Source organism: Alteromonas sp. KUL17 (assembly GCF_006538305.1).
GTDB classification, from domain to species: domain Bacteria; phylum Pseudomonadota; class Gammaproteobacteria; order Enterobacterales; family Alteromonadaceae; genus Alteromonas; species Alteromonas macleodii.
The window spans coordinates 330,199-351,280 of record NZ_BJKJ01000003.1; the positions used below are offsets into that span (position 1 = coordinate 330,199).

General features: G+C 43.7%; 19 protein-coding genes and 1 tRNA gene. 7 read left to right on the top strand and 13 right to left on the bottom strand.

Features of this window, described 5'->3' with window-relative positions:
• Position 1: 1 nt before the first annotated feature.
• Complete coding sequence (putP, locus tag KUL49_RS04725) at positions 2-1,516, bottom strand: sodium/proline symporter PutP (RefSeq protein WP_061486965.1); 1,515 nt, start codon at positions 1,514-1,516, stop codon at positions 2-4.
• A 366-nt stretch (positions 1,517-1,882) separates the two neighbouring features.
• Positions 1,883-2,929, bottom strand: a complete 1,047-nt coding sequence (locus KUL49_RS04730; RefSeq protein WP_131136466.1) for a DNA topoisomerase IB — start codon at positions 2,927-2,929, stop codon at positions 1,883-1,885.
• Between the two features lie 583 nt (positions 2,930-3,512).
• Between KUL49_RS04730 and KUL49_RS04735 the strand changes: the two genes are divergently transcribed.
• Entirely contained in the window at positions 3,513-4,103 is a 591-nt protein-coding gene (locus KUL49_RS04735) for a hypothetical protein (RefSeq protein ID WP_131136467.1), read from the top strand.
• A gap of 179 nt (positions 4,104-4,282) precedes the next feature.
• A complete protein-coding gene (locus KUL49_RS04740; RefSeq protein WP_131136468.1) occupies positions 4,283-5,113 on the top strand; it encodes an HAD family hydrolase in 831 nt (276 codons plus the stop codon).
• 71 nt (positions 5,114-5,184) lie between these two features.
• On the opposite strand, the gene KUL49_RS04745 is transcribed toward KUL49_RS04740, so the two are convergent.
• Positions 5,185-5,889 carry an SDR family NAD(P)-dependent oxidoreductase gene (locus KUL49_RS04745; protein ID WP_131136469.1) on the bottom strand — a complete coding sequence of 235 codons (705 nt, stop codon included), beginning with the start codon at positions 5,887-5,889 and terminating at the stop codon, positions 5,185-5,187.
• A 20-nt stretch (positions 5,890-5,909) separates the two neighbouring features.
• Positions 5,910-6,440 (bottom strand): DUF2878 domain-containing protein, encoded by a 531-nt coding sequence (locus tag KUL49_RS04750; protein WP_131136470.1) that lies wholly within the window; start codon positions 6,438-6,440, stop codon positions 5,910-5,912.
• A 150-nt stretch (positions 6,441-6,590) separates the two neighbouring features.
• On the opposite strand from KUL49_RS04750, the gene KUL49_RS04755 reads away from it, so the two are divergent.
• The 3 genes from KUL49_RS04755 to KUL49_RS04765 all read left to right on the top strand — a co-directional run bounded on the left by KUL49_RS04755 (position 6,591) and on the right by KUL49_RS04765 (position 10,267).
• Positions 6,591-8,219, top strand: coding sequence for a diacylglycerol kinase family protein (locus KUL49_RS04755; protein ID WP_131136471.1), 1,629 nt, complete (start codon positions 6,591-6,593; stop codon positions 8,217-8,219).
• A 7-nt stretch (positions 8,220-8,226) separates the two neighbouring features.
• Positions 8,227-9,582, top strand: a complete 1,356-nt coding sequence (gdhA, locus tag KUL49_RS04760) for an NADP-specific glutamate dehydrogenase (protein ID WP_131136472.1) — start codon at positions 8,227-8,229, stop codon at positions 9,580-9,582.
• Between the two features lie 229 nt (positions 9,583-9,811).
• Complete coding sequence (locus KUL49_RS04765; RefSeq protein WP_014949372.1) at positions 9,812-10,267, top strand: hemerythrin domain-containing protein; 456 nt, start codon at positions 9,812-9,814, stop codon at positions 10,265-10,267.
• 161 nt (positions 10,268-10,428) lie between these two features.
• Here the strand turns inward: KUL49_RS04765 and KUL49_RS04770 are convergent, their stop codons facing one another.
• The 9 genes from KUL49_RS04770 to rlmE all read right to left on the bottom strand — a co-directional run bounded on the left by KUL49_RS04770 (position 10,429) and on the right by rlmE (position 19,760).
• Positions 10,429-10,587: a YqaE/Pmp3 family membrane protein gene (locus KUL49_RS04770; RefSeq protein ID WP_014949371.1), complete on the bottom strand. Its 159-nt coding sequence runs from the start codon at positions 10,585-10,587 to the stop codon at positions 10,429-10,431.
• A 193-nt stretch (positions 10,588-10,780) separates the two neighbouring features.
• A complete protein-coding gene (locus KUL49_RS04775; protein WP_131136473.1) occupies positions 10,781-13,075 on the bottom strand; it encodes a GGDEF domain-containing protein in 2,295 nt (764 codons plus the stop codon).
• A gap of 235 nt (positions 13,076-13,310) precedes the next feature.
• Positions 13,311-13,396 (bottom strand) — tRNA-Leu (locus tag KUL49_RS04780).
• A 9-nt stretch (positions 13,397-13,405) separates the two neighbouring features.
• Positions 13,406-13,819: a preprotein translocase subunit SecG gene (gene secG, locus KUL49_RS04785; RefSeq protein WP_131136474.1), complete on the bottom strand. Its 414-nt coding sequence runs from the start codon at positions 13,817-13,819 to the stop codon at positions 13,406-13,408.
• 10 nt (positions 13,820-13,829) lie between these two features.
• Positions 13,830-14,573, bottom strand: a complete 744-nt coding sequence (gene tpiA / locus KUL49_RS04790) for a triose-phosphate isomerase (RefSeq protein WP_039229431.1) — start codon at positions 14,571-14,573, stop codon at positions 13,830-13,832.
• Positions 14,574-14,669: 96 nt separating this feature from the next.
• Entirely contained in the window at positions 14,670-16,013 is a 1,344-nt protein-coding gene (gene glmM, locus KUL49_RS04795; RefSeq protein WP_131136475.1) for a phosphoglucosamine mutase, read from the bottom strand.
• Between the two features lie 9 nt (positions 16,014-16,022).
• Positions 16,023-16,847, bottom strand: coding sequence for a dihydropteroate synthase (gene folP, locus KUL49_RS04800; RefSeq protein ID WP_131136476.1), 825 nt, complete (start codon positions 16,845-16,847; stop codon positions 16,023-16,025).
• A gap of 235 nt (positions 16,848-17,082) precedes the next feature.
• Entirely contained in the window at positions 17,083-19,029 is a 1,947-nt protein-coding gene (ftsH, locus tag KUL49_RS04805) for an ATP-dependent zinc metalloprotease FtsH (protein ID WP_014949365.1), read from the bottom strand.
• A gap of 101 nt (positions 19,030-19,130) precedes the next feature.
• Complete coding sequence (rlmE, locus tag KUL49_RS04810; protein ID WP_014949364.1) at positions 19,131-19,760, bottom strand: 23S rRNA (uridine(2552)-2'-O)-methyltransferase RlmE; 630 nt, start codon at positions 19,758-19,760, stop codon at positions 19,131-19,133.
• A 95-nt stretch (positions 19,761-19,855) separates the two neighbouring features.
• On the opposite strand from rlmE, the gene yhbY reads away from it, so the two are divergent.
• Both yhbY and KUL49_RS04820 read left to right on the top strand, forming a co-directional pair.
• Positions 19,856-20,149: a ribosome assembly RNA-binding protein YhbY gene (gene yhbY, locus KUL49_RS04815; protein ID WP_014949363.1), complete on the top strand. Its 294-nt coding sequence runs from the start codon at positions 19,856-19,858 to the stop codon at positions 20,147-20,149.
• Between the two features lie 114 nt (positions 20,150-20,263).
• The gene (locus tag KUL49_RS04820) at positions 20,264-21,040 is read left to right on the top strand and encodes a 3-hydroxyacyl-CoA dehydrogenase (protein ID WP_061094926.1); all 777 of its coding nucleotides are present in this window, start codon (positions 20,264-20,266) and stop codon (positions 21,038-21,040) included.
• Positions 21,041-21,082 lie beyond the last annotated feature (42 nt).

A 21,082-nucleotide genomic window follows, 5' to 3' on the forward strand; every position in this document is an offset into this window, starting at 1 on the left:
CTTAAGATTGTTGATTTGCTAATTCTTCACTGGCTTGCGCGAATGTTGCCTGTACGTTTGACGATGGGTTTTCGCTAAAGCGACTTACCACATAAAGCGTTAACGTACTTACCGCAAACCCTGGAATAATTTCATAAATAACGCTGCTTAACGTTTTACCGTCAGCTAAAACGGGCGCATAAATCCAGAATAGTACGGTTACCGCACCGCTAATCATGCCCGCCATTGCCGCTTTCGCTGTTAGGTCCTTTTTATACAGACAAAACAGTACTAACGGACCAAATGCTGCACCAAAACCTGCCCAAGCATTACTTACTAAAGATAAAATTGTGTTCGACGCATCCATGGCTAATAACAATGCAACCACAGCTACACCTGCTACACCATAACGGCCAATTGTTACCGTTTGCTTTTCACTCAGCGCCTTGGTTGAAGACTTTTTATTTACCATTACGCGGTAAATGTCTTCGGTTAACGAACTTGCGCTAACCAGCAGTTGCGACGAAATTGTACTCATAATAGCGGCTAAAATAGCGGCCATTAAAAATCCACTGATAAGTGGGTGGAACAGCAATTGTGAGAAAATAATAAATATCGTCTCAGGGTCGTCGACAGCAAGACCAAACTGATTGGCATAAGCAATGCCTACGAATCCTGTTGCCAGTGCACCAATGATGGTCACTAACATCCACGACATACCAATATTTCGCGCTGTGCCAATGGCATTAACAGAACGAATTGCCATAAAGCGAACAATAATGTGCGGCTGTCCAAAGTAACCTAAGCCCCAACCTAAACTCGATAGCAACCCTACAATCGTTAGCGTTTCTAACGATTCAGAAAAATTGGGTACAGATTGATAAGCGGCGCTTGTCATTTGCGACACGCTATCGAACTCGGTAAACGCGACAATTGGAACCAGTACCAGCGCCACGAACATAATGCACCCTTGTACAAAGTCCGTAAGGCTTACTGCCAAGAAACCACCAAGTAATGTGTAAGACACCACAACACCCAGCGTAATAAATAGGCCTAGCTGATAGTCGACTGAAAACGCGCTTTCAAACAACTTACCACCTGCAACTAACCCGGCAGAGGTGTATAGCGTGAAAAACAGTACGATGATCACCGCTGAAACAATGCGTAAGCTTGAGTTAGGCGTATTAAAACGCTTCGCAAAAAACTCAGGCACAGTCAGCGAGTCGTTGGCAACTTCGGTGTAAACGCGAAGTTTCGGCGCTACTAGTAAATAATTGGCTAACGCACCTGCAACCAACCCTATAGCAATATAAACCGCATCGAAACCGGTTAAATACATTGCACCTGGTAAGCCCATTAGCATCCAACCAGACATGTCAGACGCACCCGCAGACAGTGCGGTTACTTGAGGGCTAACTTGTCGCCCTCCCAAAATATAACCAGAAATATCACTGGTAGATTGTCGGTAAGCAAACAACCCTATCCCTAACATCGCTATAAAATACACCGCTAGTGATAGGTAACTTTCCATTGGCATAACGTTCGTTATTTCCTCTATTGCTCTTCGAAAACTCGTAAATGAAAACGCCATTTAACCTTTGCTAATTCAAATTCAAAAGCAAATAATTAAATCGAACAATAATCATTAGAGCTCTAACAATATAAGGATCTGACAGAAAATTTCAAGTGCAATTTTTAAACAACATCGTTTAACAGGCACTTATGTTTAAATTAGCACCAACCATGTTTCACAGCATATTACGCTAATAAAATCCAAAATTACCCCTAGTATTCATTAACTTAAAAACACTAAGTCATTTATGAAACAATTTAACTTTAGCTGAAAAGTCGCAAAAACAGCAACTTTACTATCAGCTAAAACATTTTCATTAAAAATACTTTGTTACGCGCACTCAGACGAAATAACATCCAAAAGAAGCTTTTCTACAGGCAGTAAATGGGTAAGTTGCGTACAATCTTCACTATGTAGCGAACGAACCCGATTAATTAGCTTCTCACACGCCTTTTCGTCATTTTTCACAGTAAATAGTTTCGGATGAATATAATATTTCCTGCAAACGGTGGGAGTATTGCCAAGTTCTGCTGCAACACACTTACTTAACGTACTCTCCCATTTCTTGGTTCTGGAGTTTGCTATCTGTTCATACACACTGGGCAGGTTTGTTAGTGCAAATCGACTTGATGCCCACGTTCGAAAGTCTTTACAACTGAACTGTTCACTTAGTTCTTTGTGGATGAACGCATTAACGTCTTCGCTCGTTACGTCGTGCCATTGTTTATTCTCATCTTGATAACGAAATAAACAGTAACCTTGTTGTTGCGCACAGTCACAAACTAATGAAGCAAGCTCAGGGTCGTTTACTTTTAGTGTTCTTGGTTTGCCGTGCTTACCAATGTAAGCAAGTTCAACACTATCGTCACACTGCGCTTGTACATGCTTGCGCCGCAATGTAGTTAACCCATATGTGTTATTTTCCTTGCTATATTGAGCGTTGCCAACTCTAGCACCTGTGTAATCGAGCAACAGGCACACCAGCGCGCAAGCTCTTTCTTGCGTCCATGTTGGCTGTGAAATTAATGAAAGACAGTGCTCACGGAACTCAGGAAGTGCATTACCAAAGGCAACCAAACGCTCAAATTTTTCTACTTGCTGCTGCTCGTGCCATTTGTTGTGATAGATATATTGTTTACGTCCTTTTTCGTCATAGCCGACGGCTTGAACGCTGGCTTTACTGTCACGGCTTATAAAGGTGTTGCGCCAATTTGGAGGAATGACAAGCTTTTTGATACGCTTTAGCACGCGCTCTCCTGTGACTTTCTTTCCACTTGCATAGCGATAGTAAAACCGTTTATCACCGCAAGCGATGCGCCTTATTGATAGATGGCTATCATCAGAGTAGACGTTGCAATAACCCTTAATCCGTTTCATTTATAGATACTCCTTTCCTTACCAGCTAAGAAGACCGACTGTTAAGGTGCTGCTACGGCCGCAGATGCTCGCTGTGCTTTCTTAGTCAGATTGCAAACAACGGTACCAAATCTCAATTTATAAATAGAATCTACAGAAGAACGTACAGAAATGATCACTACACGCAATTAACCTTGCCGCAAGCCGACGCTTCCACGGCAAGACAGTGATTTTAAAGGCCATAACGAATTTTCACGCTATGTGTAAAATTATCACAGTACCGGTTGTTTGGTCCGGCAGCGACGCTTGCTAAAACTCAGCATATCGCTTCGAAATCCTTCTTCATTTCGCCTTCCAGCTTACTAAATCATATTTAACACTCCTAAAATAACAATTAAAAACAATAACATAAAAACGTACCTTCTCTTTTTTCTACTAAAGTATAAACCGCTACTTTTCTTCGTCGGAATGCAACTTGAATAAGTATGAACAATAGTTGTCGAGTTACTTATGCACTTAGGTGAAGCCGAACAGCAATACCTTTTGAAGTGCAAGTGAAGTGGATTGATTTAGAGAGTCCAAGTAAGAAGTCGAGGATTTAAAGATGAATGTTCAAAGTTCGAAAAACGTAGAGTCAAAAAGCGAAAACAGTAATGAACATGAGAATTTGAGAGCCCATGTTGTATCAACCGGTGATTTGCAAGTCGCGGCTGTATTTCCGTCAAAACGTAAAGTGCAGGAAGTACTTGAGATAGTTCAAGACCAAACATCTGTTGAGGTATCTCAAGTAGAAATTATCGAAGCTGGCGACCCTAAAATGAGTGAAAAACTTGAACGTAACAGCGCATCCATTGGCAAAAGCATGTGGTCGTCCCACCTGTTGCTTGGTTCAATCGGTCTGATTGTAGGTTTAGTGGCGGCATTTTTGTTAACGCAGTTTGGCCCAGCGCTTACTCAACAAAATCATTTGTTTACCTACATAGCACTAATTAGCCCAGGCATATTCATTGGGTTATTCATAGCGGGTTTAATCGGTTTACGTCCAGACAGAAATGAGGTTATACAAACCGTAAGACACGCGGTTAGATATGGTAAAGTTGCGCTGGTAATTAACCTTAAAAAGTCACAGTCTGCTTCTAAAGTCTCGCAATTACTGAAGCAGCACACCGACAAAGTGGTCGAATCTATTCGGTAGCAAGACTAGCGACATAATATGGAACGCTGCTTCAAAGCAGAATGTGATACAGTAATCATAGCGGAGTTATCAATCTAGCTGTTCCAATATTTTCGAAGGGCAATATAACGAACTCCACGTTTATTGCCTTTCGTCGTTTGGTCGGCGTTATTCTGAAAGAGAGATTAGGCACCAATTGTATGGATTTAATATTTTTTGATTTAGATGGCACTTTATTAAATAAGTCTTCTGAAATCTCCTCGTTTACTAAAGAGACGTTGGGCTTGCTTGGTGAGAGAGACATTGCATTCACTGTAGCGACGGGTCGTACCATGCATTCAGCGCAATTTGTGCTACAAGGTCAGTCTTTTGTACTCCCTCACATTTATAATAATGGGGTGGCAATTTGGGATCCTGCCGGAAACGCGCTAACACTAGAAAATTTGCTCGCGCCCAGTGAAGTAAATCTTATTATCGAGCACGCCGTAAATAATAATATTACGCCTTTCATTAACACAGTGAATATGGATAGCCCAGGTCACGAGCACGTGATTTACCATTCGTCGCCTAAGCATCAGGTGGAACACGATTTAATTGAAAAGTATTTTTCGCGCACTAAAGCGCGACTAGCGTCTATTGAGTCGCTACCTGCTAATGCACATATAACAAACATCAGTATGATCGGAGATGCACCGCTAGTCTATGACATGTATAAGCAGCTCAACATGCACGAAGGACTGATAGCGTACTCTGGGCCAGCTATCGAAGGAGACGAGTACCGTTGGATGGATGTACACCACAATCTTGCGAATAAAGGCAGTGCGGTAGAGCTTTTGCGCCAACAGTTGAATGCAAGCAACGTTATTGTGTTTGGCGACAGTGATAATGATTTAAGTATGTTTAAGCTAGCAGACGAGGCTTATGCACCTTCTAACGCTAAACCTTATATCAAAGACGCCGCCACTTCCGTCATTGGGCATCACGATGAAGATGGAATCGCCCGCTTTCTACGAGAGCGATTCTCACTTTAGAAGATGCTGATTAAAAAGCATCGTGAAAATGGTAGCCTTCAAACTATATGAATTAGGCTAGTTAATTAAGGCTACCACTCTATAGGCTCTCTATCTTTTAAGAATTGGCCATGGGGGCCGCCCGCTTCCATGGTTGCTAACCAAATGGCCGTATCTGCTCCCTCCTCGGGCGTTTTGGGCGCATCACTACCCCCCATTCTAGTATGCACCCAACCTGGGGTCATGCTATTAACGGTTACATCAAGAGACTTACCGTCAGCAGCTTCATCAACTACCGCTGCCATCTTAACCGTAAGCGCATTAACAGCAGCCTTTGTTATCGCATAGCACAGTGGCCCTTTCAGCCCCTCGGCGAAGCTACCGTAACTAGAGCTTACATTGATAATACGTCCAAAACCTCGCTCAATCATTTGCGGTAACGTTTGCTGGATAAGTGTAAGCGGGGCGTTCACATTAATTTGCATCGATTTAGCCAACGTCTCAGAATTTACATCTTTCCATGGCGTGTCGTCTAAGATACCTGCATTGTTTATGAGGATATCAATAGGGCCATACACGGCCTCAGCTCGAACAAACGCATCGACGATGGCTGTTTCGTTATCAAGAGGCATCTCAATAATATGCAAATCCCCTCCCACAATATCTTTCTTGGCTTCAAGGCCGGCCTCTTCGTCTCGACACCCCATTAGCACTTTATAGCCTTTAGACAGCATTCCTTTTACTATTTCTAGACCTATACCTCTGTTTCCACCTGTAACTAATACGTTTTTCGTCATTGCCAATACACTCCTTGCATTTACGCTTGGGCTTGTTTTGCCTCAAAACGATTGGATAAATAAAAACACAGCGGGAAGATTACACTCCACACTAGAGCGATAAAAATATAAGAAAGCACAACGCTTGCGCCCAATTCAACCGCGCCGAATTTGGCGCCGGCGATATAACTGAGCGGCGCGAAGATAGCTCCAGCAACCGCCGCAACGGCCATTCGACCATTAAAGGCGGTTAAACTGTGATAGACCGTACCTGCAAAGGCTGCCCATAGAAGACTTAGCCAAATTGGAATTGGCCAGAAGCTGACCAGCGTTTCAGTCTCGTTAAAAATGAACAGCCCGCTTAAGGTTAAAAGTGCATCAACCACCGTGCCCAGCAAAAATACCGTGCCCATTAGCTTTATATCTTCCACTCGCTTGGGCGAAATGACTATCCATAGAAGGATTAACCCTAACACTGGAATTACTGCTTTATTCTGGAACAAGATGACCAGCCACCAAATTCCTTGGAACCATACAAAGTTCGCAACCTTTAGTACCGCACTATTCTTCATTTGAAACGCTCATATTTTCAATACCAAAGCATACGTTTACCGGTACGTGATAGTTCAACCCTATTGCGACAAAAGTAAACGAAAACGCTCCAGTGTAAGTATAGATGCATAGACTGTTTGCTCTTTCCAATTACAAAGGATGTGTTAATCGTGAAAATGGTGAAGTATTACGTACTTAGTGCATTAGTGGCGTTAGCACTAACGCTTACCGTGCCAGTGATATTATTAAAAGTGGTATTTGGTTGGATTGCATTTTCCCTTATTGCCGTAAGCAGCGCCTATTTGCTCAACTACCCAAGCCTGTTTCGCAAACGTGAGGATGGCTCAATACCATTCTACATACGCTGGATTTTTGTACCTTTTTTACTGGGCTCTTGGCTTTACAATGAATACGCACGCAGAACGGATAAAGTCCCTCCCCTACAAAAAATTGAGCCGCACTTATTCCTTGCGTGCCGCATGTCGGGAAAACACGTTAGCCTTTTAAACGATAACAACATTGATGCCATTCTTGACGTAACCGCTGAATTTGATGGACTGGATTGGACGGCATATCAAGAAGATTACCGCTATTTAAACGTACCGGTACTCGACCATACCAGCCCCACTCCTGAACAGCTTGTTTTAGCAATAAATTGGTTGAACCAGCAAATTTCTGAAAAGAAAAATGTTGTTGTGCATTGTGCGCTTGGACGAGGTCGCTCTGTTCTGGTAGTTGCAGCCTATTTACTGGCCAAAAACCCTACATTGAGTGTAGATGAAGCATTACGTGAAATTAACCAGATACGCCAAACAGCAAGGCTCAACAAACGTCAATTAGCATCGCTGCAGCAGATCAGAGATGGTGGCCTACTTTCACTACAAAAGAATCTAACCCTTATCGTTAACCCAGTTGCTGGGGGCGGTAAATGGGAGCAATACCGAGATGACGTTCTTTCTCGATTAAATAAAAAATTCAAAGTGACCGTGAAAGAAACCACACCTGAAGTAGACGGTAAGGCACTAGCAGAAAAGGCAAAACAAGACGGCGCCCACATTATTGTCGCATGCGGAGGCGATGGAACGTTAACTGAAGTCGCCTCGGCATTGGTCAACACCGACGTTACCATGGGGATTATCCCCTTTGGTACAGCAAACGCACTGAGCCAAGTGTTGCATGGCTACATTAGTAAAGTCATGCCTATTAGTACAGCATGCGACATCATTATAGAGGGCAACACCTTAGCCATAGATACCGCAACCTGTAACGACCACGTTATGCTTTTGGTAGCAGCAGTTGGCTTCGAGGAAAAAATGATTTCGGCCGCTGATCGCGAAGAAAAGAATGTAGGCGGCCAGTTTGCCTACCTTAAAGGGCTATGGAACGCGATTTCAAATAACGAAAACATGACGTTTAAAGTAGCAAAAGACAACCAGCCAGCTGAAACCTTAGAAACGCCGAGCTTTGTTATTGCAAACGCAGCCCCAATGACCACAGCACTTGCTCAGGGCGCAGAGCCGCCTGACATCACCGATGGGAAGCTTGATTTGACCTGGCTATTACCTCAGCCCAGCTCTGATAAACAATTCGCATCGTTAGCAGAGCTAGTGCTAAGTCCAGCTGAAGCAAAGAAGCAATCTGAATCAATACGGCACGAACGCGCATCAAGCATAACGTTAACATTTGATAAGCCCACGGCGTATGCTGTCGACGGCGAGATCTACGAAGGCGAAAAGCTTGAGATAAAAACATGCCCTCGAAGCCTTAACGTTCTCACCAATTTTGAAGAAAAGGATTAAGCAGTACATGACTCAGAAAAGTAACTTTGAAGAAATCTATACCTTTCTTAATGAGAAGTTTGCTAACGAAACGGAATATCTACAAGCGGTACACGAAGTATTAGAAGATATTGTTCCTATTTACAATGCAAACAAAGACTACAAAGCGTTCGATATTATAAGACGCATTTGCATGCCTGAACGCATTATTTATTTTACCGTGTCGTGGATGAACAGTGATGGCGATATTGAAGTCAATCAAGGTTGGCGTGTACAGCACAATTCAGCCATGGGTCCTTACAAAGGTGGCTTGCGCTTTCATCCTACCGTCAACTTATCGGTGCTTAAGTTTCTTGCTTTCGAACAGTGTTTCAAGAATGCCCTGACCGGCTTACCCATGGGCGGAGGTAAAGGCGGGTCAGACTTTAACCCCAAAGGGCGTACTGATCGCGACATTATGTTGTTTTGCCAAGCCTTCATGCGTGAATTACAGCGACATATTGGCGCAAATACCGATGTACCTGCAGGTGACATAAACGTTGGCGCAAGAGAAATAGGATACCTTTATGGCGAGTATCGCAGACTAAACAATAAGTTCGAAGGCGTGTTAACCGGTAAAGGCTTAGAATTTGGTGGTAGCTATGTGCGTACTGAAGCTACAGGCTTTGGCTTAATTTACTTTTTAGAAGCGGTATGTCGACATCAAGGTACTCCAATTGAAGGCAAAACCATTGCAGTGTCTGGAGCCGGAAACGTAGCGTTGCATGCTGCACTTAAAGCGGTAGAGAAAGGCGGAAAAGTTATTTCGCTGTCTAATAGCCGAGGACTTTTACATAATGAGAATGGGTTAACTGATACCGCGCTTAAATGGGCAATCGACAACCATGCAAACCGTAACAATATCCTTGCTGACATGGCAGATGAAAACATGGGCAAGTGGATAGCTGATAAAAAGCCTTGGCATTTAAAATGCGACATAGCACTGCCTTGCGCTACGCAAAACGAACTACTTGAAGAAGATGCAAAATCACTGCTAGATAACGGCTGTCAAATGGTACTAGAAGGTGCGAATATGCCGTGCACAAACGAAGCGCAGGCTTTGTTTTTAGACGCCAAAATTGCATACGTACCAGGCAAAGCATCTAACGCTGGCGGCGTTGCGCTATCAGGCTTAGAAATGAGCCAGAACGCCATGTTCAATCAACGTAACGCAAGCGCACTCGATGAACAGCTCTATTCAATTATGGAAAGCATTCATCAGCGCTGTGTTGATGAGGGTAAATCTGAAGGCGATGCTGGAAGCAGCTACGTTGATTATATGAAAGGCGCCAATGTAGCAGCATTTCGTAGACTCGCTGACGCCATGGTCGCACAAGGCGTGTAGCGCATATCCCATCTCCCTCTTTCGGTAAATTCACGGACTTACTGCCGTGAATTTATCGGAAACTGACTTGTAAAATTTGCGTTGTCCCCTTCCCCAATTCAATGACTCTGTGTCACTTCATTTGAAATTTCTTTTAAAAATCAGCGCGTAACAGATATCTCACTAATGGAATAAAAATAGCATTACCACAGGTGTGATTCATTTTTTAGGTATTTATAAGGAACTACCCATGAAAATTTTTGAAGCTTTGCGTCAAGACCATGAAAAGCAACGTTTACTGCTTAAAATTCTAGCTGAAACAAGCGGAAACACTGCTGCGCGCCGTGAATATTATCAAGAGCTTAAGACACAGCTTGAAAGTCATGCTATCGCTGAAGAGCGCCATTTCTATTCTCATCTTCTGGAGAAAGATGCCACTGTAGATTTAACACGTCACGGCATTGCAGAACATCACGAAATTGATGAGCTACTCGCAAAGCTCGATGATACGGATATGAGTTCACCAGCTTGGTTACGTCACTTGAAAACACTTCAGGAAAAGGTAGAACATCACCTTGCCGACGAAGAACAGGAATTCTTCCAAGTTGCAGGCAATGTGCTTAATGACCGCCAAAAAACAAAACTTGCAGACGAATATCAAAAAGAGATGAAGCAAGAGTTAGACGACGAAAAGCTCACCGCCTAACATGGGATATGTCACGTTGCCGAAATCGTCCTATTCGACAAACGTCATAATGTAAGAAGCCAGCTATTAACGCTGGCTTTTGTTTATTTCATATTTAGTTGCTGTACTTGCTACGACTATGCGATTTATTGCATAGCCGCCAATAAAGCGTTTTTCACCACCTACTTTTTAGCGATGATGTAAACAGCGTGAATAACACCTGGGAAATAGCCAAGAATAGTTAAAAGGATATTAATCCAAAAGTGAGCACCGATACCCACTTGTAAAAATACGCCCAGCGGTGGAAGTAAAATCGATAAAAGTATACGAATGATGTCCATAATAAATTCCTTGTTTTTGAAGTAATTTCACAACTCAGTGGGCAAAATACTCACACTTTGGCGAAGAAATCAGGCCCGCAGAGCGTTTTACACGCTTCATTATTAGTTTTGCATTTACGATGCCATGTCGCCAAATACTGCAACAAAGGCATAGTGATTACTGTAAAACAATAAATTTAATTTGAAGAAATAGCTATTCACCGAAAGGCGTATTTTGAAGCCAGTCTTCAAGGTCTGAACGGCTAAGTGGGCGACTAATGTAATAACCTTGAACGATATCACAGCCCCAGTCCTTTAAGATTTCAAGCGACGCTACGTCTTCAACACCTTCAGCCACAACCTTTAAATTAAACACATTCGCCAAACTCAGCACGGTATGAACAATTTGCTGGTCGTTTTCATCACTCGCCAGCGACAGAATAAAACTCTTATCAATTTTAATCGTTTTTACGGGCAAGTTCTTTAAATAGGCTAACGATGAATAGCCTGTACCAAAGTCGTCGATGGCGAAATGAAAGCCCCGCGCCGTTAGTTCATTAAGGTTCTCTATAGCAAGCGACGCATCAGCAACTAAATCGCTTTCTGTTATTTCAAGTTCCAGAGCTTCAGGTGACAGGCCTTCCTGAGTTAAAAGCGACACCAGCTTCCCTAGAAGTACCTTATTTTGAATATCCTGAGTAGATAGGTTCATCGCAACAGTGAACCCATACCCCATGCCTCTAAAATAAGCTAAGTCTGAAATGGTTTGCTTCATTACCCAAGTTGTAACTTGCTCAATTAACCCTGCTTGCTCAGCGATGGTAATAAACTCATCAGGTGGAACGAAGCCCAGAACACTATTATTCCAGCGAATAAGCGCTTCCATGCTGCATACTTTCATTGTCTGCAGATCTATTTTTGGCTGGTAAACCATGGACAGTTCGTTTTGCTGGCTAGCCAGTGCACGTTTTAGTTCGGTGGTAATTGATAGTCTTCGATTGTATTTATCTTCTAATTCTGTTTTATAGCGAACGCACCAGCTGTCGCTGTGTATCGCTTCATCAGTAACAATATTCATTTTTCTGAATAATTCTTCTGATGTTGTTGCATCTTGCGGGCACTGGATAACCGCCATGGCTACTTTTACTGGAATTGCAATCAGGTTACTTTCCACTGGTTGCTCTAATATGTGCTTGAGCGTTTCGAGTTGGCCATCATTAAGTGAATCTTGCGTAATATATAAAATCTCACCGCCAGCTAATCTTGCGGATGTACCAGGCCAACGCTGAAGCCTCTCGGCCAATGCTTTCAGTGTATTATCGCCGTTAGAGTAACCGTAGAGGTCGTTAATGGTTCGAAATCCGATTACGGTAATGGCAACAACCTGTAACTCTCTTTCTTCTTGAAGTTCTGACTCAAAGAAGCCTTCAACATAGTTCCGATTGAAAAGCCCGGTAAGCACGTCGTGTTCTGCTTGATAACGAATATGATTTTCACGACTTTTAATACTTGCTTGCATGCTATCGACTGCGTTGGCAAGTTCGGTAATCTCTTTGAGGTTCGACGGTGCGTCAAGGGTTGCGCCATAGCTTCCTGACGCGACCTTATTCACTGCTTTTACCAAGGTAGACACTGGTCGACTCACGTTTCTGGCAAGCAGCAGAGAAAGACCCAGAGCAATGAATATTGCGACTAAGCAAAATGCCAGAATCGTCACTTGAATACGTGTGAAAGAACTAAATGAAGACGTTGTATCTACAGCTAGAGTTATCTTAACCGGCAAATTGCTATCAGAGGCGATATTCACCTCACGAGCAAAGTAAGTAAGCTCGTCTTTAAACGTTACATCTATCCACGAGGGGTCGTGTTCTGACGCGAGGATCCGTTGCGCATCATTTTCTTTTAAGGTAGTCGTAAGAACGTCATTGGTATCAGTTCTTGAGATAATAATTTCAGCGTCTACGAGCGCTTTTAGCTCTTCTAATAATCCGCTATCAAACTCAACGCCTATTAGCATGTAATATCTAAGCGTAGGTATTTCTACACGAATTAGATTTAACTGTACTAATTTATTATCGACTACGAAGAAACCGCTGTCTTTCCCTTTAGCAACCAATGCAAGGCTACTTTCTACACTTTGACCGACTTCGAATAGGCCTGTACGCGTTACAACTACTTGATGGTCTAGACTTACCAGAGCGATGATATCGGTGTTTAGTCGCTGCGCGTAACTGGTAAACGCCGCTTCTATAGAGGGTATATTCTCTGTGCCAACCGCACGCCTGAAATCAAATGAGCGAGACAGTACTTTCGAAACGTTGCGTATGACAGCTTGACGATCCGCAACAACCTTATCGAATACTTTCTCTGCTAAAACAATATTATGGTCAATATTTTGAACAACGAGAGTATTGGCTGAGCGCCACACTGCTCCAATTATCAGAAGTGATGCTATCACAATCCCTATGAATAGGGTTTGGAACAAACTCTGACTAAGTGTTTTTTGCACTATAGTGCCTCGTAAAAGTTATTATGTTTATGTCGCAGACAGTATGACTAAGTACTGAAAAGCATAGCTGAATAATAAAAATAGGAACAGACATAACATCCTGTAAATTTTAAATTTTAACGCTTTGTTACAATTAACAAGGCCAGTTTAAAGTGAGCGTACAGGGTCACCTTAACAAGAATTACACAGTGTAAAAACAGAAAAGGCCAGCATTGCGCTGGCCTATACATTTATTTGGTGCGGAAAGCGGGACTTGAACCCGCACGAGCTATGCTCACCACCCCCTCAAGATGGCGTGTCTACCAATTCCACCACTTCCGCGAAAACTTATTAGTTTGAACCTTCAGCGTCGTCAGACTTTGGTACGTCTGTTACATCGCTTTCAACAACAGGAACATTACTTTGAGCTGCATCTTCAATAACTGGTACGTCTTGATCAGCTGGTAGCTCTACTGGCTCTTCTACTGCCGCTGGAACTTCTAGGTTGTTCCACTCATCTTCCGCGCTTTCACGGTTTGCAGTCATTGCACCCAAAGAAAGGCTAATTAAGAAGAACAAGCCTGCTAATATAGCGGTCGTACGAGTCATGAAGTTACCTGAACCTGATGAACCGAAAACAGTGTTTGAACCGCCTGAGCCAAATGAAGCGCCCATATCTGCACCTTTACCTTGTTGGATCAATACAAATCCAATAAGTAATAGCGCTACAATTAGGTATGCTACTAATAGCACTTCGTAAATCATAAATACCTCGTCAGTTTGCCGCTTGGCAAATTGAAATAAAATCTTCAGCTTTTAAACTGGCTCCGCCAATTAAACCGCCATCTACATCTTTCTGTGCAAATAGGGTTTCAGCATTATCTGGCTTAACACTACCACCGTACAAGATACGAAGGCCTTGAGCCAATTGTGCGTCTACTTTATTAAAGTAGCCGCGAATAAATTCGTGTACTTCTTGTGCTTGCTCAGGGCTGGCTGTTTTACCAGTACCAATTGCCCAAATCGGCTCGTATGCAATAACAGTTTTGCTGAGTTCGTCTACAGACATGGCGCTAACTAGTGCATCTAGTTGCTCGCCAACAAACGATTCAACATCACCTGCTTCTCTCACTTCAAGTGGCTCACCTACACAAATGATGGGTACGACACCTGAAGAAACACACTGCTTTGCCTTTAATGCAACAAGTTCGCTTGACTCGCCTTGGTCTTCTCGTCTTTCTGAATGCCCAACAATTGCGTAACCGCAACCTGCTTCTTTAAGCATTTCAACTGACAACTCACCAGTGTGAGCGCCGTTATTAAGATGACTTACGTTTTGAGCACCAATGGCAAACGAATGGGTTTCAAATGCGTGTAAAAGAAGTGAAGGAGCGCAAATTACGATTTCCGAATCAGCTTTTACATTCGCCAGTTTTTGATTAAATTCAGCAACTAATGCCAAATTTCCGTTCATTTTCCAGTTACCAGCCACGAATGGCTTTCTAAGATTTTTACTCACAACGCAGACCTTAGCCCTGTCTTCAAAGCGGGCGTGATATTAACTATTTAATTGAGAAGATACAAGCACAAAAAGCAAAATTTCCTGCTACGCCAACTAATTGGCGAGATTACGAACAGTTTCAGCAATATGCTCTGCCCATTTGTGAGATTGGCTTTCGTCATTCGACTCAACCATCACACGAATTAACGGCTCAGTACCACTTTTACGTAGAAGTACCCTGCCCGTTTTACCTAACGCAGACTCAGCCTCTTTCTTAGCATTTTGTACATTGCTGTGTGCTAAATAATCCACTTCTTGGTTAGCGTACCTCACGTTAACTAGCGTTTGCGGGTACATTTCAAACCCACTTGCTAAGTCGTGTAAGTCCATGTGCGAACGAAGCATTGCGGCAAGCACTTGAAGCCCAGCTACAATACCGTCACCTGTAGAGCTCATATTAAGATTGAGAACATGACCAGAGTTTTCACCGCCAATAGACCAGCCTTTTTGCTGTAACAGCTCCATCACATAACGGTCGCCCACATTACTTCTTGCGAAAGGCACACCAAGCTTAGACAACGCATTTTCAAGGCCTAAGTTACTCATCAACGTGCCTACCACGCCGCCTTGCATTTTGCCGTTTTTAAGTGCGTCACGAGCAATGATATAGACAATTTGGTCGCCATCTAAGATGTTACCTAGGTGATCAACCATCATAATGCGGTCGCCGTCGCCATCTAGCGCGAAACCAAGGTCTGCACCCGTCTCTTTAACTTTCTCAACAATGGCGTTCATTGATGTAGCACCTACACCGTCATTTATGTTCAGGCCATTTGGCGCTGTGCCTAGTTCAATTACCGTTGCGCCCAGTTCACGCAGAACGTTTGGCGCAATGTGATACGTCGCGCCATGTGCGCAATCAACAACAATTTTAAGGCCAGTGAGTGAAAGCTCAGAGGGGAATGTTCCCTTACAAAACTCTATGTAACGACCCGCAGCATCATTTATACGCGTTGCTTTACCTAGTTTGTCAGACGCCACACACGTCATGGGTTGCTCAAGCATGTCTTCAATACCAAGCTCAATATCATCGTCTAGTTTAAAGCCTTGAGCAGAGAAGAATTTGATGCCGTTGTCATAAAAAGGATTGTGAGAAGCACTAATGACAATACCCGCTTCTGAACGAAACGTTTTTGTTAAGTATGCAATTGCAGGTGTTGGCATTGGACCAAGTAAACCAATGTTAATACCCGCTGCAGATAAGCCTGCTTCCAACGACGATTCCAGCATGTAACCAGAAATTCTTGTGTCTTTACCAATAAGTACTTTGTTCGTACCGCGACCCGCCAACACTTTACCTGCTGCCCAACCCAACTTGGTAACAAATTCCGGGTTTATATTGCTTTCGCCTACTTTTCCGCGGATACCGTCGGTGCCGAAATATTTGCGCTGCGTCATTATTATTCCTTATTTTATCGTATTCAGCATTTTCACGATATTGACAGCATCAGCTGTTTCTTTCACGTCGTGAACGCGAATTATCTGTGCGCCCATTTGGGCGACAATTGTAGCGAGGCTTATGCTTCCCGCCAAGCGCTCGTCTACATTTCTGTTGAGTAAATTGCCAATCATTGATTTACGAGACATACCTACCAACACTGGGTAACCTAAAGCCATCAGTATAGGCAAGTGTTTTACTAGGACGTAGTTGTGCTCCAATGACTTACCGAAACCGTAGCCTGGGTCGAATAAAATCATATCTTTTGGTATGCCTGCCTCTTCACATGCATTAGCGCGGGTTAATAAAAACTGCCCCACATCTTTCACAACATCGCTGTATTGAGGGTTTCGCTGCATCGTGCGGGGTTGCCCTTGCATATGCATTAAGCAAACGGGAACTTTAGCGTCAGCAGCCACTTGCACCGTACCCCGCTCTTGCAAAGCGCGTACGTCGTTGATTAACCCAGCGCCAGCTTTCACTGCCTCACGCATAACCTCAGCTTTGCTAGTATCAATAGAAATAATACATTCGGTGTTTTTAGCTATCGCTTCAACAACCGGTATAGTGCGGTCAAGCTCTTCTTGAAGCGACACATCGGGTGCACCTGGCCTTGTTGATTCACCACCAACATCAATAAAGGTTGCGCCTTCTTCCGTCATGCGTAGCGCGTGTTCAAGCGCTTGCGATACATTTGCGTGCTTACCGCCGTCAGAGAATGAGTCAGGCGTAACATTTAAAATGCCCATCACATGTGGTTGTGACAGGTCAATGGAGTGTCTTCCAAACTGCATGAATTACCTGCAATGTTAACTTTTAAAATAATATTATCTTTTAGCAATGAAGCTATAAAACAAACTTGTTTAAACCATCCGAGCTAACAGTAAATACTCTTTGAGAATGGACCTATATTGTTAACTTCAAAGCGATTAATGAAGCAGTCAAAATACATTCCAATCGTGATTAAAATAAGTGTGCTCTAATAAAAAACGCCAGTTAAACTGGCGTTTTTTCATTTAGCGTAGACGCTTAGCTTGGGATATCACCCGGCTTACCTACCGACGGTTTGTCTACACCGTCATTCTTAATTTCACCTTCACGTACCGGCGCACCACCACTTGGCTTGTCGCCACCTGATGGCTTGCTGTCATCCCAGTCTGCAGGAGGACGAACGTCAGTGCGGTTCATCAGATCATCAATTTGCTTAGCATCAATGGTTTCGTACTTCATCAATGCGTCTTTCATTGAATGTAAGATATCGATGTTATCTTCAAGGATCTTTTGAGCGCGCTCGTAGTTGCGGTCAATAAGAGACTTGATTTCCGCATCAATTGCTCGCGCTGTGTCATCAGACATGTTTGTTGCCTTAGACATAGACTTGCCTAAGAACACTTCGCCTTCATCTTCAGCGTAAAGCATTGGACCCATTTTGCTCGACAAGCCCCATTGGGTCACCATCTTACGTGCAATTTCAGTAGCGCGCTCGATGTCATTAGATGCACCCGTGGTTACTTTGTCGTCACCATAAATGATGGCTTCAGCAATACGACCACCGAACAAGCTAGAAATCATACTTTCTAAGTGCTGTTTAGAGTGGCTCACTCGGTCTTGCTCTGGTAAGTACATGGTCACACCCAGCGCGCGACCGCGCGGAATGATTGACACTTTGTATACCGGATCGTGTTCTGGCACTAAGCGACCTACGATAGCGTGACCCGCTTCGTGATACGCAGTCATTTCTTTTTCAGGCTCAGACATCACCATAGACTTACGCTCAGAGCCCATCATGATTTTGTCTTTCGCTTTCTCAAACTCTTCCATAGAAACAAGGCGCTTGTTGCCGCGAGCAGCGAACAATGCAGCTTCGTTTACTAGGTTAGCAAGGTCAGCACCTGAGAAACCCGGTGTACCACGAGCAATAACTGACGGCTCTACGTTATCAGCCACTGGCACTTTGCGAATATGAACTTTAAGAATTTGTTCACGGCCGCGGATGTCAGGAAGACCAACCACTACTTGACGGTCAAAACGACCCGGACGAAGAAGCGCAGGGTCTAGTACGTCAGGACGGTTAGTTGCCGCAATAACGATAATACCTTCATGACCTTCAAAGCCGTCCATTTCAACAAGCATCTGGTTAAGGGTTTGCTCACGTTCGTCGTGACCACCACCTAGACCAGCACCACGTTGACGGCCTACCGCATCGATTTCATCGATAAAGATGATACAAGGCGCCGCTTTTTTCGCTTGCTCAAACATGTCACGCACACGAGATGCACCTACACCCACGAACATTTCAACGAAATCAGAACCAGAGATAGTAAAGAATGGTACTTTCGCTTCACCGGCAATGGCTTTTGCAAGCAACGTTTTACCCGTACCAGGAGGACCTACCATAAGTACGCCCTTCGGAATTTTACCGCCTAGCTTTTGGAACTTAGACGGGTCGCGCAGGAAGTCTACCAATTCAGATACATCTTCTTTCGCTTCGTCACAGCCTGCTACGTCAGCAAATGTTGTCTTAATTTGGTCTTCACCAAGCAAGCGAGCTTTGCTTTTACCGAATGACATAGCGCCACGGCCGCCGCCACCCTGCATTTGACGCATGAAGAAAATCCATACACCAATAAGCAGTAACATGGGGAACCATGAAATGAAAATAGACGTCAGAAGAGACTGCTCTTCTGGTGGTTCACCGTACACTCTTACGTCGTTCTTAACCAAGTCAGATACTAACTTGTCATCGAAGTAAGGTACGAATGTTTGGAAAGTTTCGCCTGAACGCTTAGTACCTCGAATTTCGCCACTATTATTGATGCGAACTTCTCGAATATTTCCCTGTTCTGCTTCTCTCAAAAACGTTGTGTAGTCAGTTTGCGAACGAGACGATTCACTCGGTGAAAAGCTCTGGAAAACCGACATTAAAACAACGGCGATGACTAACCATAAGATTAAATTTTTTGCCATATCGCTCAATGCTACTAACCTCTATAAACCCGAATTGCTTGTATATTCAACAAGTTGTTTATTGAATAAACGACACAACTCGCAACGAAAACCGCTTATCTCAAAGCGTACTACACTTTATACCCACAAGCCACCAAATACACCTCTCGCGAACGTGATCTGGACGAGTCAGGCTTACGCGTCTTTATGGTGGTGAAAGATTGTTTAAGTGCGTTCATGAACTCAACAAACCCCTCACCTTGGAACACCTTTATGACAAACGAACCACCAGGCTTTAACACTTGGTGACACATATCAAGCGCTAGTTCGCAAAGATACATAGAGCGAGACTGGTCAACCGACGCGTTACCTGCAAGGTTCGGTGCCATATCAGACAACACAATATCTACGGTGTTCCCACCGATTCTGTTCAATAGTGCGTCGAGAACAGCGTCCTCTCTGAAATCACCTTGTAAAAAGTCTACGCCCACGATTGGGTCCATGGGCAAAATATCGCACGCGATAACTTGACCATTGTCGCCAACGAGCTGTGCGGCTAGCTGTGACCAGCCCCCCGGTGCAGCACCAAGGTCTACAAGTGTCATTCCTGGTTTAATAAGCTTATCTTTTTTCTGAATTTCTTCCAGTTTATAGATAGCTCGCGAGCGCCAACCTTCCTTATTTGCTTTCTGCACATAATGGTCATTGACGTGTTCTTGTAACCAGCGTTTACTGCTGGCGGAGTGTTTCTTTTTTGTCATTCCAATACAATGTCATTAGGATTGTAGAGAAGATGGCGTTAGAATACGTTATTTCAAGCATAAACTAACAGATTAATTGTAAGAAATATTACTTCATGAAACTTTCAAATAAACAGAAACAATTCCTAAAAGGCCTTGCACACCCCTTAAAACCTGTGGTGCAGCTAGGTGGGAACGGCCTGACAGAAGGTGTAGTTGCCGAAATCGACAACGCACTTAGCCACCACGAATTAATTAAAGTTAAGGTGCCAACTGATGATCGCGAAGAAAAAGCGCTTATCATGGATGCCATTGTTCGTGAAACCAACTCAGTTAAGCTTCAGGTAATCGGTCACACACTAATTATCTACCGCCAAAGCGAAGACTGTAAAATTCAGTTGCCAAAATAACGGCAAAATAGCTGAATGAAAGGTGCCGATTCCTATCGGCACCATAGTTTTTCTTCTTACTTCCCGTTAACATCACGTTAATAATAGTGAAAAACTAGGGTTTAAGGGAAATCTATGACGCTAAATAATCTTACTGCCATTGTTACTGGCGGTTGCTCCGGACTTGGTCATGCCACTGCTATCGCACTTCGAGATGCAGGTGCTAACGTCAGCCTTTTCGACTTAAATGAAGAGCTTGGCGCACAGCGCGTAGAAGAATTAGGCAAAAACAACACACTTTTCACCAAAGTCGATGTACGCGATGAAACTTCTGTTCAAGCAGCTATAGACGCGACAACCGAAAGGTTTGGCGCCATTTCTTTAGTGGTTAACTGTGCAGGCATCGCACCAGCTAAGCGACTGCTCGACAAAGAAGGCAATCCGGCGCCGTTGGGTGACTTCCAGAAAACTATCGATATTAACTTAGTAGGAAGCTTTAATGTTTCTCGCTTAGTTGCAGCGACGATGGCAAAGCAATCGCCAATTAGCGAGGAAGGCGAACGCGGTCTTATCGTAAACACTGCTTCAGTTGCTGGCTACGAAGGTCAAATAGGGCAAACCGCTTATGCCGCGAGTAAAGGTGGTATTATCGGCCTAACCCTTCCAATGGCTCGAGACTTAGCCCCGTTGGGTATTCGTGTTAACACCATTGCGCCGGGTGTAATGGGCACGCCAATGCTACTTGCTATGCCAGAAAAAGTGCAAGACGCCCTTTCTGCTAATGTTCAGTTTCCTAAGCGCCTTGGGCTACCAGAAGAATTTGCTAAGTTAGTTATCCATATGGCGAACAATAGCTACCTAAATGGTGAGACAATCCGCTTAGACGGCGGGCTGCGCATGCCTCCAAAGTAGTGATTAAGTACATTAATGCTTTAATCAAAAAAACCGCCTTTT